The sequence below is a fragment of the Nonomuraea maheshkhaliensis genome, assembly GCF_039529435.1.
Lineage (GTDB): Bacteria > Actinomycetota > Actinomycetes > Streptosporangiales > Streptosporangiaceae > Nonomuraea > Nonomuraea maheshkhaliensis.
Window position 1 is genome coordinate 94173 of the sequence record NZ_BAAAMU010000017.1, and the last position, 12736, is coordinate 106908.

13 protein-coding genes and 1 pseudogene are annotated in these 12736 nt (G+C 63.9%); 4 read left to right on the forward strand and 10 right to left on the reverse strand.

What is annotated here, in order from left to right:
- Window positions 1-32 precede the first annotated feature (32 nt).
- The gene (locus ABFX54_RS14395) at window positions 33-968 is read left to right on the forward strand and encodes an aminoglycoside phosphotransferase family protein (RefSeq protein WP_346104981.1); all 936 of its coding nucleotides are present in this window, start codon (window positions 33-35) and stop codon (window positions 966-968) included.
- Here ABFX54_RS14395 and ABFX54_RS14400 read toward each other — a convergent pair.
- A complete protein-coding gene (locus ABFX54_RS14400; protein ID WP_346104983.1) occupies window positions 965-1342 on the reverse strand; it encodes a barstar family protein in 378 nt (125 codons plus the stop codon). The two genes, ABFX54_RS14395 and ABFX54_RS14400, sit on opposite strands and share 4 nt — an antisense overlap.
- A gap of 7 nt (window positions 1343-1349) precedes the next feature.
- Window positions 1350-1532 (reverse strand): annotated as a pseudogene (locus ABFX54_RS56935) (ribonuclease domain-containing protein); the annotation flags it as partial.
- Window positions 1533-1586: 54 nt separating this feature from the next.
- Between ABFX54_RS56935 and ABFX54_RS14405 the strand changes: the two are divergent.
- Window positions 1587-3095 carry a recombinase family protein gene (locus ABFX54_RS14405; protein WP_346104985.1) on the forward strand — a complete coding sequence of 503 codons (1509 nt, stop codon included), beginning with the start codon at window positions 1587-1589 and terminating at the stop codon, window positions 3093-3095.
- A gap of 810 nt (window positions 3096-3905) precedes the next feature.
- Here ABFX54_RS14405 and ABFX54_RS14410 read toward each other — a convergent pair.
- From ABFX54_RS14410 to ABFX54_RS14440, 7 genes are all read right to left on the reverse strand, one after another.
- Window positions 3906-5714, reverse strand: a complete 1809-nt coding sequence (locus tag ABFX54_RS14410; protein WP_346104987.1) for a cell division protein FtsK — start codon at window positions 5712-5714, stop codon at window positions 3906-3908.
- A gap of 26 nt (window positions 5715-5740) precedes the next feature.
- Complete coding sequence (locus ABFX54_RS14415) at window positions 5741-6091, reverse strand: hypothetical protein (protein ID WP_346104989.1); 351 nt, start codon at window positions 6089-6091, stop codon at window positions 5741-5743.
- A 31-nt stretch (window positions 6092-6122) separates the two neighbouring features.
- Window positions 6123-6311, reverse strand: coding sequence for a hypothetical protein (locus tag ABFX54_RS14420; RefSeq protein WP_346104991.1), 189 nt, complete (start codon window positions 6309-6311; stop codon window positions 6123-6125).
- A 184-nt stretch (window positions 6312-6495) separates the two neighbouring features.
- Entirely contained in the window at window positions 6496-6681 is a 186-nt protein-coding gene (locus ABFX54_RS14425; protein WP_346104993.1) for a hypothetical protein, read from the reverse strand.
- Window positions 6682-6684: 3 nt separating this feature from the next.
- A complete protein-coding gene (locus ABFX54_RS14430; RefSeq protein ID WP_346104995.1) occupies window positions 6685-7047 on the reverse strand; it encodes a hypothetical protein in 363 nt (120 codons plus the stop codon).
- Between the two features lie 353 nt (window positions 7048-7400).
- On the reverse strand, window positions 7401-8045 hold the full coding sequence (locus tag ABFX54_RS14435; RefSeq protein ID WP_346104997.1) for a hypothetical protein: 645 nt from the start codon (window positions 8043-8045) through the stop codon (window positions 7401-7403).
- Window positions 8042-8377 (reverse strand): hypothetical protein, encoded by a 336-nt coding sequence (locus tag ABFX54_RS14440; protein WP_346104999.1) that lies wholly within the window; start codon window positions 8375-8377, stop codon window positions 8042-8044. Before ABFX54_RS14440 ends, ABFX54_RS14435 begins: the two co-directional genes overlap by 4 nt.
- Window positions 8378-8642: 265 nt before the next feature.
- Between ABFX54_RS14440 and ABFX54_RS14445 the strand changes: the two genes are divergently transcribed.
- On the forward strand, window positions 8643-10070 hold the full coding sequence (locus ABFX54_RS14445; protein WP_346105001.1) for a helix-turn-helix domain-containing protein: 1428 nt from the start codon (window positions 8643-8645) through the stop codon (window positions 10068-10070).
- On the opposite strand, the gene cutA is transcribed toward ABFX54_RS14445, so the two are convergent.
- Window positions 10036-10404: a divalent-cation tolerance protein CutA gene (cutA, locus tag ABFX54_RS14450; RefSeq protein ID WP_346105003.1), complete on the reverse strand. Its 369-nt coding sequence runs from the start codon at window positions 10402-10404 to the stop codon at window positions 10036-10038. The two genes, ABFX54_RS14445 and cutA, sit on opposite strands and share 35 nt — an antisense overlap.
- A 978-nt stretch (window positions 10405-11382) precedes the next feature.
- On the opposite strand from cutA, the gene ABFX54_RS14455 reads away from it, so the two are divergent.
- A complete protein-coding gene (locus ABFX54_RS14455; protein WP_346105005.1) occupies window positions 11383-12498 on the forward strand; it encodes a hypothetical protein in 1116 nt (371 codons plus the stop codon).
- Window positions 12499-12736 lie beyond the last annotated feature (238 nt).

Genomic DNA, 12736 nt, shown 5'->3' on the forward strand with positions numbered 1-12736 from the left:
CGGACCCGATCGGGCCGGGGTAGGGTGCGCGGATGATCGAGATACCGCAGGCGTTCGCGCGCGGCACCGCCGAGCGTGAGGGGCAGCGGGGAGCCGCCTGGCTCGCCGAGCTGCCCGGCATCGCCGAGCAGCTCTTCGAGCGCTGGGACTGCGTCCAGGAGGGCGAGATCACGCACGGCGCCGTCGGAGTCGTCGTGCCGGTGCGCCGGCCGGGCGGCGGGAGCGCCGTGATCAAGGTGTCGTTCCCGCACCCGGGCAACGTGCACGAGCCGGACGCGTTCGCGGCGTGGGGCGGGCGTGGCGCGGTCCTGCTGTACGAGCGCGCCGACGAGCACTTCGCCATGCTGCTGGAACGAGCCGGCACGTCCACCCTGGCCCAGGCCGCGGAGGTCGAGGAGATGGTGACGGTCGCCGGGCGCCTCAACCGGCGGCTGGCGGTCCCCGCGCCGCCCGGCCTGCCGCGGCTGCGGGAGCGGGCGGGGGAGTGGGAGGAGGAACTGCGTAAGGACGCCGAAGAACTGGCGCACACGATGCCACCGTACGTCGTGGACGCCGCCGTCGCGACGGTACGGGAGCTCGGCCGTTTCCAGCCGGACGTCGTCATCCACGGAGACCTGCATCCGGGCAACATCCTGCGCGCCGAGCGCGAACCCTGGCTGGCCGTCGACCCCAAGGGCTACGCCGGTGATCCCGCCTACGACGGCGGCACGCTGCTCAAGGCGCTCGCGCCCCGTCGCCTGGGGTCCGGCGACCTGCGCGCGGCCGTCCTGCGCGCCCTGGCCGTCTTCGCCGAGGCCGCCGAGCTCGACCACGACCGCGTGCTGCGCTGGGCGCAGTTCCACGCCGTGCGGACCGCGTTCTGGGGCCGCCGCCACGGCTACCGCATCGCCAGGAGCGGCCCGGGCCTGGACTCGCTCACCGCGCTGGCCGACCACCTGGCCACCCAGCTCACCGGCCGGCCCTCCTAGGAGCTCCGTTCCGTGAGGTCGGTGACGCGGCGGCGGAGCAGGGGCTCGTGCTCGGGGTCGGTGCACAGCGTGAGCGTCGCGCCTTCGCCGGCGGCATCGCCGAACACGGCCAGCAGCGTGCCGAGCTGCTCGGGGGGCTCGTCGGCCAGCAGGTCCTCGGCGTGCGCCACCACCAGGGCGACCGCGCCCGTGTCGCGCAGCGAGTCGGTGAGCGCGTCCCAGTTGCGGCCGAAGTAGCCGGGCAGGCGCAGGGCCCGCGCCACCTCCGCGAAGAAGGCGGCGCGGGTCGCGCAGGCCCGCCCGTCCACCACCACGGGCGCCGGGCCGGTGGAGACCGTCAGCCAGGGCGGCAGCGGGCGTGCGGCGGAGCTCATGGCGGTCCTAGAGGCGGTAGAAGTCGGTGTAGTGGTCGGGCGTGAACCACGTCGCGCCCGTGCTCCGGTTCACGACGATCCGGTACGCGTCCCGCGCGGCACCGCGCGACCGGCTGTAGACGTCGTACTCGTAGTAGGTGGCGCCGGCCGGAAGCTGGCCCTCCCGGTTGTAGAAGCGGCCGCCCGTGTAGTTGTAGCGGCCGTCCGGCTGCTTCCGCTATCCACACAGAGGAAGCGGGGCACCATGGAAGACATGCTCACGACGGACTATGACGGGTGCGGGCGCTGCTTGGTGGGGGTGCGGCGGCTGAGCAGGAAGACCGACGCCACCAACAGCCCAAAGCGCCAGGCAGACCAGATCCTACGGGCCACAGAGGACGTCGGAGGGCACATCGTGGCATGGGCGGATGACTGGGAGGTCTCGGGTGCCACGGACCCACTGACGCGGCGGGGGTTCGGGCCGTGGCTGCGGGGAGAGATGGGGCCGTACGACGGCATCGCGGCGGCCACCGTCGATCGCGTCGGGCGTAACGTCCGGGACACGTTGAACACGCAGGCTCTATTGACCGGTCAGGGTCGCGTTATCGTGACTGCCGATCACGTGGGAGTGTGGGATTTCAGCGACCCGAACCAGGAAAACGAATGGCTGATAAAGGCGTGGGGATCGCAAATGGAACTGCGTGCGATCCAGAAACGCAACCGCGACGAGGCGGTACGCGCACGCGCAGCAGGAGAACCCAAACAACGCCCGTCGTACGGATACATGTATGTCCGTCGCGCCCCAAAGGCAAAGATCGATCACGTAGCGATCGATCCAGTAGCCGCACAGATTATCCGGGAAGTGGCGCAGCGGATTCTGTCGGATGAGACGGGGAAAATTACATGTGCGACAGAGGCGGCACGCCTGACACGCGAAGGGATTCCCTGCCCGTCCGATCGGCTTCGTCAACTGTATGATCGTCCGATGAAGGCCGCACCGTGGACCGCGAAAGCCGTCAAGCATATTTTGTGCAGCGAAGCTGCGCTCGGATACCTGATTCACAACGAACGGCCGGTAATTGGTTCTGACGGACGGCCAGTCCGAATTGCAGATCCGTTGTGGGATCGCGCGACACATGACGCTCTCGTCAAGAAAACTGCCCCAAAACGCAACGGAAGCCGAGCGCCGAAGAGCACGCAATTGCTGTCGGGTATCGCTTTTTGTGGCAACTGTGGGGCGCGACTCCACGTCACAGGTCGGTACGGATGTATCGCGCGGGTACGTGGAATACCCGCGTCGGCGCATTGCAAGCCCGCCCCCATCATGGGACTCACGGCATTGGATGCCCTCGTAAGCGAATGGTTCCTCTCCCGCTACGGTGCCGGAGAGGTCATGCGAAAAGTCTACGACCCTGGTACTGGGCACGCTGCGCAGATCGCGGAGTTGACGGCTACGCGCACGCGGTTGCGTGAGGACCGCCAGGCCGGGCTGTACGACGATCCGGAGGAAGCAGAATGGTTCCGCACCGAATATCGGCGTATCGGAGAGGAGATCGCGACGCTGAAGGCGCTACCGGAACGCAAACCGGGAATGCGAATGGTGCCCACCGGCCGGACGATTGCCCAGGAGTGGGGTGCAGGAGATTCCGTTAAGCGGCGAGAAATGCTCGCAGAGTTTGAGGTCCGTGTGGTGTTGCACCCCACCGGCCACGACCCGCGCGTAGCGATTACCGGCATGGAGATCAGCACGGATGGGATCGAACTGACTGGCTAAGGAGGCACACACAACAAAGAAACCGCCCGGTACCTACGTGGGGTAGGTCCGGGCGGTTTCGTCTTCTCGCGTTTCTCTGATGCGCCGAAAGCAGGGTCTCCTTTCTTTGGGCGAGAGCTTCAGGCGGGGGTGAATACGGGAACCAGATAGCGCACTGTGCGACCCATGCGTGTGGTCGCTCGCACGTCGCGCATCGATAGCTGCCCCTGCCTCGGCAATGCGGTCGTGGGGCATCTCAGTACGGTGGCGATCGACCAGGGAGCATATACCAGGGCCAAGAGGCAAGAATCGGAATGCTGGGTGTCGAGACGGCACCATAGCGTTTCAGTGTCTGCCTCCACGACCATGACTGTCAGGGCCGCTTGCGGAATGCGGATCTGCCATTCGTCTTTTGTGCGGGAGTAGACGGTTCCGCCAGAAATGGTGACTACGGCATGAGCAAGTCGGCGGGATAGGCAATCGATCTGCCATCCTGCCGCGCCAGTCTCCGCATGGATCCAAGGGCGCAGATGTCCATCGCATAGATCGCGCGCGGGCGTTTCCGCGTGACTGGCCGGGGGTATTCTCACCTTCTTTCCGTTTTCTCGATGCGATGCTGCTGATTTACTCGTCGGGCATCACCTCTTTCCGGCCGAGCGCTCCGAATCGCTTCCCGATCTTCTGGCGTCGGTGCGGCATCACCTCCCCTCCTGGCTACGCTCCGTGTTCGTCTCACCGTCTCGTCTCAGTGCGCGTGTGTCGCCTATGTACGCGCAGACGTGCGGGAGACTGAGACATTGAGACGATGAGACGACTACCGAGAGTCGGTGACTACGCGGGGTCGGGGTCGAGGCGTGCCCGCCACCGGCCCCGGCTGACCTGACGTACTCTCCCGTCGTTTTCGAGCTGTGACAGCCGCCGGTAAATGGTCGGGCGGCTCATTCCCGTTGCGGTTTTCAGCTCGTCTACGGTTATTCCCTTTTCAGGGGCGTCGCGTAGAACGGCCCACAACACGCTGTCGCCGCGTTTCGGCGCGTCTTGGCGTGCGTGCCGTGGCGATGTCCGCTCCCCGTCTACCGGGGCGTCTCCGTGCCTCTCAGCCATCGACGCGGCGGCGTCCAGCGCGGCCAGGGACACCGCGTCGAGGGCCGGGCGGTGTTCGGCGTGCCGTTCGGCGGTGGCCTGTACTCGCGCGTCGTCCATCAGGTAGGCACGAGCGCGGCGGGGGATGTCGTGTTCCGGGGCACTGATCAGGAACTTGCCGGGAGCGTCCAACTTGTGCGGGTGCCATCCGGCCTTGACCATGCCCTGTCCCAGGATGAGATCACCGTCGCGAGGTTCGCGGACGCGGAAGCACAGCCGGACATCCATCTGTGAGCGGACCGCGCTCTTGCCCATCGCATCCTTGGAGGGGCGTTGCGTGGCGGCGATCAGGTTGACCGCTGGGGCGCGGCCACGTCGGGCGATCGAGTCGGCGTAGTCGATCGCACGGGGTGCCTCGCTCGCCAACTCGGCGTACTCATCGGCGATGATGATCAGCGCGGGCCGCTCCGGCGACGGCTCCCACACGCGTTCACCACGTCTGGTCAGATCATCGGCCCGCCCGTCAAGGATGACCACGGCATCGGCGAGCAGGGCCTCCGCCTCCTGCGGGGTGGTGGCCAGGCGGTCAATGCACGATGACCAGGGCAGCAGTTCCATGCCGCGCTTGAGGTCGATCGCCCACAGGATCACGTCCTGGCAGGCAGTCAGGTCCCCGAGCAGGACGTTCACGCCGCCGGACTTGCCCGCTCCGGACATGCCCGCGAACAGCCCATGCCGCCGCAGGAAGGGGACGCGGACGGGCGCGCCGTCCTCGAACAGCCCCAGCTTGACCGGTTGCGTGATCGACGTGATAGACGGGCCTGGCCAGGCGATGGCGTCGGCATGTGGGTCGGTCTCGATCACCCGCACGTCGGCGCGGTTGGCCTTCTTGCTGGCCACCGGCTGGACACGGACGCCGCCGCGTGTGGTGCCGAGCGCCGATTCCAGGCGGGGGACGGCGCTTAGGGCGTCCTCGACGGTCTGGCCGAGCCCCAGCCCGAGCCGGAAGCGGTAGCCCCACAGATCCACGATCGCGGACTGAACGCGGGATCCGGCCAGGCCGACCGCTTGGGCGATGTCCGGCCAGGCGGCCAGCGTGCGCTCAACACGCACGCGGGCACGCCTGCGACGGTGCGCCCACCAGGGCACGGCCAGCACGAATGTGCCGATGCCGAGCACGGCGGGCAGGGGTGCCGTGAACGGCCCCAGGTAGGCGGCCAGGGTGAGCCATGTTCCGGCGAACGCCGTGGTGACGGTTGCGTAGCCGCGTTCGATCGGGCGTGGCAGGTTGACCCATCGGCCCCAGATGGCCACCGCGCCAGCCACGATGACAGTGGCGATGATCACGGTGGGCCACCATTCGGAGAACCAGCGTCGAAGGATCATGCCTGTTACCAGGTCGGACGCGGCAACGGTGAGCGGGGCAAGTTCGGATCGGTACCGCCAGACAGCGCGGGCGGTGCTGGCGATGACCAAGGGCGCGAATTCAAGATCCTCGGTGATCAGGGCCATGGGTTCGACGCCGTAGCGGCGCATGCGGCGGGCGTTGCGCCGCATCTGGGAGCGGGAGGTGCGATGACGGCTCATCGGCTACCGTCCGCCGCGTGTCGCGCGTCGGCGCGGTGCTGGGCGTGCAGCTCGTCACGCACGTAGAACAGCGGGTCGTCCTCGCCCTCGTCGTGGGCGGCGAGGGTGGCGCGAATCGCGGCGATCAGGTTGGCGCGCTGGTATCGGGCGGTGGACAGTCCGGCGCGCAGACGGTCGATTTCGTTGATCAGGGCGGGGGCGTCGGCCAGGGCGTCGAAGATGTGACGCCATAGGTCGTCGAGGGCGGGGGCGGACTTGGCGAATGCCGTCAGCAGTTCGGCGGCGGTGGCGTTGCGGGTGGCGGCTCCCTGGAGATCAGCGTGCGGGTAGGGGTGGCGTTGGGTCATTAAGCATCACCTTCTTCGGTTGGCGGGCAGGTCATTGGCCGGTGATCCAGTTCAGGGCGGTACGGATCACGGCCCGGATGTCGGGTGCGAGCGTGGTAGCGGCCAGCAGGAAGCCGAACAGCAGCGCGACGATCGCGTGCCAGAGCTTCAAGCCCAGGTAACGCCAGGCGATGAACACCAGCGCACCGACCACCAGCACCAGCGGGACAGTCACGGTCATGGGGATTCACCTCCTCTTACGAGATCTCAGGGGCGGGCGACACGCAGGTCAGATGCCGTCGTGGCGGGACTTGCGGCGGCACCAGCGCCAGCGAGCGCGGCACTTGCGGCACCGCAGAGTTCCGGGCGTGGCCGCGCCGCACAGGCACCGGCCGGGCTGGAGCGGGAGTGATCGCATCAGGGCTTCACCTCCTCCCGGCACAGACGGTCGGCCGGCGGGCATAGGTGCCCAGCAGCCGGCGGCTCAGGGTTCCGGTTGGGGAGTGGCGGCGGTCCTCGGCACGGATGACGGCGACCAGCACCACGAACAGCACGAGCGTGGCGACCGACAGGGCCAGGCCCAGGAACACGACGAACAGGGGGAGGTCCACCGCTCACGCCCCCTCGATCTCGTCGAGGGTGATCGCGTCGCGGTAGGACTCCAGCGCGGCGCGGCGGTCCATCGCTGCCTGCGTGATCAGGACGACCTGGTAGCGGACCCTGCCGAACTCCACACCGGCGACGTGATGCCCGTGCTGGACTGTGGGCGTGGTGCCCAGCAGGGCGGCGATCCGCTCGACTTCGGCGATCGCCTCAGCCTCGGTGCTGGCGTCGGTGTCGTAGAGCGGGTAGACCGACACACGCACCGGCCCGTACCGGGGGACGGGCAGTTGCGCATTGCTGTTGAGGAACGCGGCCAGAGCGCGCAAACCGGCGATCAGTTCGCGGCGGCGGTGGTGGTGCTGAGCTGGGCTCATCTAGATCACATCCCTTCCGTTTCCGGTGACCTACGCTGCGAAGGTAGGTTTCGGGGAAGGGCTCAACCCATCACGTGGTGTGATCGTGCGGTGAGATCGAAAGCATCCGGCGATGAGATGAAACGAATCCTGCGGTGAGATAAACCCCAGCTCACGGCACATGCCGCACATGGCGCACAAGCGGGACCCCCGACAGAGCCCTTGGGAACTGGCACTCTCGCGAGCGCAGAGGACTCTGCCGGGGGCGTTGACGCGACGATGCGGGACGCGGTGGCCAGGTGTGAGCGAGCACGTCAACCGCGCCGTCGCGCGTCGGGAGGAGATCAGCGCGGGAGACCCGGGCTGATCCCCCGTCAGGGCACGGTCTCCATCCCCTGCAGTTCGACGACCTGAGCCACGGCCAGCGCGAAGGGGTGATGCTGGAAATCGTCCCAGGCGACGAACACGTTATGGGCCGTGAGCGTGACAGCGCTGAACACGCCCGGACGGTACAAGTCGGCGAGCACACCCGCGCTCCGAGCAGCGGTCACCGTGTAGAGGGAGAAGTCCTCATGAAGCATCGGGCACTCCTCCAACGCCTTGGGCACGCAGCTCCAGCACGTTGGCGGGGCGTTGGTGCGCCCACCCTGCAAGCCGGTCCGCTCGAATACCGTCTTGGTCAGCAGCCATGGGATCAGGCCCGAGTCAGGATCCGTCGCCGGATCCCCGCACACCTGGCACAACAACCGATCCATGCATCGCCACTGCCTGCGGGTGTTCAGCTTGCGCATGCGCTCCGAGCCTCGTTTGAGGGGATCGTCGCGCAGGTCACGGGTCCGGGCGCGGAGGACGCCGCCCACGCTGCCCAACTCAGCCGCGTTCAGGCTGACCCAGTCACCAGGGCGCGACGGCAGGTAGGCCAGCCGCAACCGGCCCGCGTACGGGACGAACCCGATCGGGTCGGCAACCAGCTCGTTGGAGAACGCGATTGTGTAGGGGATAGTCGCGTAACCCCTCATGCGTGATCACCGGTCCTGAACCGCATCTCGCCCGGAAAACCCGACATCGGTCGGGGGCCGCGCTTGAGCGCGGACGCGCGAAGATCCCCGTATCGCACTGCGATACGTCGTGCAGCCCGCTTCGGATCAGCCGTTGAATGCCAGGCATAGACGGGCCGGTCGCGCCGGTCGTTCCAGCCCGAACACCACCAGAAAAGATCACCGTTCGTCCATACGACCATGCCACGCCATGCCGACACCACCGCCAGCCCATAGCCGTCGTTCACGTCGGCCGTGATGCCATGCAATCCAAGCTCCCGTTGTAGCTGCTCAGCCACAGCAACGGCGCTCATGGAGGTGAGACGAGGTGTCTCCTGTTCCCGAGTCATTCACCGGCCTCCCGCAACTCCGCATTACCGAGCAAAGGACGGCGAAAGCCAGACAAACACGGATCTTCGACTCTTCCTCAGATCAGCTCTGACCTGCGCCACGAACTGATGTGAGGCTTCCAATCAAACCGGTTCCGAAGAATCTCACCGTGATATCTCACGGTGTGATGGACTAGAAGGGCTCCACCACTCCCGAAAGGCTGCGCTACCAGGGGAACGGAACGCCGCCATGACGATGGATCAAGAGCACCTACGATCGGTGCTTGACTCCGTTTTCGCACGTCAAGACATGGAAGATGCGTGCAAGCGCCGTGACATCGGCGGAGTGATCCGCATCCTCAACAAGTACGGCGTCACTCAAGGCCAGATCGCGAACCTCACCGGTAGATCGCAGGGGCGGATCAGCGAGTACAAGAGCGGCAAGCGCGTCCCGACCGCTAAGCATACATTTGAGGAGTTTGCTGGCGGTTTGGGCATGCCTAGCCACTTGCGTCGTCATTTGGGCTTGTCGTCCACTGGTGGCAAGGGCGGTGCGCAGGTCGTCAGCGATGGGGTCCAGATCCCCACGGACACCTTTGACTTGCAGCTCTTCGCTGAAGCGATCGGGAAAAGAGGCGAGCCGTTGAAGCGCCGCGAACTACTGGCCATGATTGGCCAACTTGGTGCCCAGTCCGCTCTAGCTCAAAGTGAGGCATGGGAGAAAGTCGCCTTTGCTCTGTCAAGGCCGAGCGCCATTGACGAAGCAGTCGTGCGAGAGATGGAGGCTAGAGCCGCTGGCTTTCACCGCCTCGAAGAAATGCTCCCCGCGCATACGATTTTCAAGGGCTTGGCGGCCCACCTGAACGAAGTCGGAACCATCCTGAACGGCACACCCACCGACCCCAAAGACGAGCTTCGTAGACGCCTGATCGTGGTTGCGGGCGAAAGCAGCGTACTTGCTGGTTGGATCGCAACGGACCTGGGCAACGTATCCGCTGCCCGGAACTTCTACGACACCGCCGAAAAGGCTTCAAAGGAAGCCAATGACCCGGCCATCGTCGCGTGCGCGTTTGGGTATAGAAGCTACATACCAAGCGGCAAGGGAAACCATGGACGGGCGCGTGCCCTGCTGGCGACCGCACTACAACACTTGCCCAAAGACACATCGCCCGGAACTACATCATGGCTGGCTGCGAGACATGCTGAAGAGAGCGCAGCACTAGGAGAAGCCGAAGCCGCCCTCCATTCCTGGGATGAGGCACAGGAAGCCTTCAATGTCGCCGATCCGGAAGAGGATCGCGTATGGACAAGATTTCTAGACCAGGATCGTTTTGATTCCTTCCAGATCTCTACTTATGCCCAAATCGGTCGGCTGGATGAAGCCGAAGCGGTCGCGCATGCCGTCATAGCGCGTCTGCCGGAAGTAGAGAGAAAGCGGGCCGGCATCATCCTCGGAGACATTGCCACGGCTCATATCGTGCATGGCTCTGTAACAGAAGCAGCCAGAGCGGCCAGGGAAGGTCTCGCCGTCATTCGTGAGACGGAATCCGGCATCTGGCTGCCACGGTTTATCGTTCTCGGAGAAGCGCTAAGGCGTTGGCAGACTCAACCGCCGGTCCGCGCATTCCTAGAAGAGTTGGCCGTTACGAAGCGTCAATTCTCTGCGTCTCCGCGCTAATCCAGTCTAGGTAATCGGCGCTTCCCGCAGCGATTTCAGTTGCGATGATTTCCGGCGTCTCGTAACTGTGATTGGTTTTGATGTGGTGCTCAAGCGCGACGAGTAGAGCGTGTGTGGTCTTGATGACCAACTGCCATTCCTGCTCGTCGCGCAACGCGCCTCGCCACCAGTACAGAGACCGAATCGGCCCGATGATCTGTACCCCAGCGGCCAGCCGTTGCGACGTGATGCTATGCGCCAGAGCCGCGCCCTCTTCTGCGCTTGGCACAGTGGTCATGACCTGCATGAAACCCTTCACAACCCAGTTCCCCTTGAGTCGAAAGGCGATGATCACTCAAGCCCCTACAGTAGAGGCATCGGCGTACTGGGCGTGTTCTCGCAGTTCAGAGGGCGAACTGGGACCGGGTGGCAACCGCGTCCCCCGCCGCCCCGATCCCTCTCTGTCAGACTGCTGTGAGACATGGGACGAACGAGTGCTTTTGATGCGAAGCAGCGCGAGACCGGACGAGCGAGACAGTGACGATGACCCTCGCTGGCTAGGCCGCCATGAGCGGGCAGAACGGTCAGGTGACCGACATGCGGGTGAGCCGGCTGGCCGGAACCCCATCGGCTTGACCTTGACGCGACGGCAGGGGACAAGAGTCTGGCCAGGTCTGAGGGAGTCGAACGGGGAGTCTTTCACCTGCATAGGCGTCTCAGGCCATCGACAGCTGTCGGCCCTGGTCTGGGGGTGTTGGCTCCCCGCTCTGGCTCCCCTCGGCGAGGCTCTCTCGAGCCTTACCTCAGGACGGGAAACCATCTCTCTTCAACAAGAGTGGGGCGTGATGCTTGTGTCCGACGTAGAGTTCTCTGGCTGACCGGCGAAGGGCTCGCCTGCCACTGCGTGAACGGCGAACGTCCTCGGTACAGGGCACATGCCTGCGATGAGCAGCGAGGTTAGCGGCCCCGGCGGCACTTGTGCGCGGCGTAACTGCGGCTGTCACTGCCGACGGCGTCTGGAGCCTTGACGCCTTGGGAATCCGATAGATGCCTGCCGATGGCTCATGCTCGTATCCGGCCGCCCCTGGCGGTACCGGCACCCGCCGTCACGCCGAACATGAACCATCTTCTCAAACATGCACTAATACCCAAAAGTCAAGGTTGCAAAAAAATTAGCATAACGTATCACCTGCTCATCTTCCTGGCGCGATTGAGTCGCCCCACTCCAGAGCACGGCTAGTTACCAATAGAAACTATGCATCGGGGATCGCAGTTGATACAAGTCGAGGACTCAATCGACCGTTTCATCGCAGCATGCAATGAACACGACGCCATGCGCAGAGATGAATTCCTTAGGGAGTGCTGGGCAATAAATGGCACATACGTTGATCCTGCCATATCGATGATGCGCCAAAGGATCAAAGGGTGCGACCAACTTTCAGATCACATAGCAAAGCTTCTGTACAAGACTCCGGACCGGCAATTGAGGCGCGCGGGAAAAGTAAACATAGAGGGCAAGCAGCTGATGTTCCGTTGGGAAATCATCGGCCCCTCCCAGAGGGAGACAACAGGAGGTATGGCCTATGGTGAAATCAATGAAAATAATCTCATCCGTGCACTGCTGATTGATCCGGTCACAGGTAAATATGAATATCCCAAAGCTCTAGATATCATGGTGCGATCTCTGGATTGGATCAGGAGCAATCAGCTTCAGGCTGGCGGAATTCTTCTCTTGGCTTTCTATGCAATCCTGCAACTTCCTTTGCTAATTTTCTATTCTAGATTCGAAGTATCGCCGGAAGAAGTAGGTTTTGAACCTAGCCGAATATTCAGCAGCAGTCTCTCGCTCTTGATTGCCGCCCCGATTGCTTACATCGTCTTTTACTCCATACTCCTTACCCTATTTTGGCCGTTCGGCACCGCTTGGACAATACGGTGGATCAGCCCTTCTGCGATGCCACGTCGAAGGAAAATTATACTACTGCTTCCCATGGTTGCCCTATATCTGCTAATACCGATACTATCCGCTAATGATGTCTGGGCCCTGTGCGCCGGAATGATTATCACCCTTTCGATCGGCTGCCTCTTGGCGGTGCTGATGCTGGTCCACCTCCCTCGACAAGTGAGGCTTGCAGCAAAACGCCAATACTTGAGAGGCGTACGTCGGAGTTTTGTACTTCTTATTCCAGCCACCCTGATTGCCACCACAGCGATATATTGCGGCATGGCCTATTTGCATACACTGGCTATGCGCGACGGGGGAACGATAAGCGAGTGGTTCGTTCCTTGGAAGTCAAAGCCGGTCGCAGTTATTTTTCGACGCAATTCGAAGCCATTCGAGCTGGCAACTGCAAATTACCTAGGAAAATCTAAGGGGATTGTGGTTCTATATCAAAACGGAACTGTTTATCGACTTCCAGAGAGTGACGTAGCACTCCGATTCCGCTGATCCTTCCATCGCCCTTCCTAAGCACCTAGTTACCGCTGGTGGGGAACCCCCTGACCAGCCCTGAACGTCTGGATCCCATCGGCTTGACATTGACGCGACGGCAAGGAAGGCAGGTCCGGGGAGCTCTGAAGGAGTCGGGCGGGGAGCCTTCTACCTGCGCGGGCGTCTCAAGGCGTCGTGTGCCATCGTCGCAGGTCTGAGCGCGCTGGCTCCCCTATTTGGCTCCCCTTGGACCTCA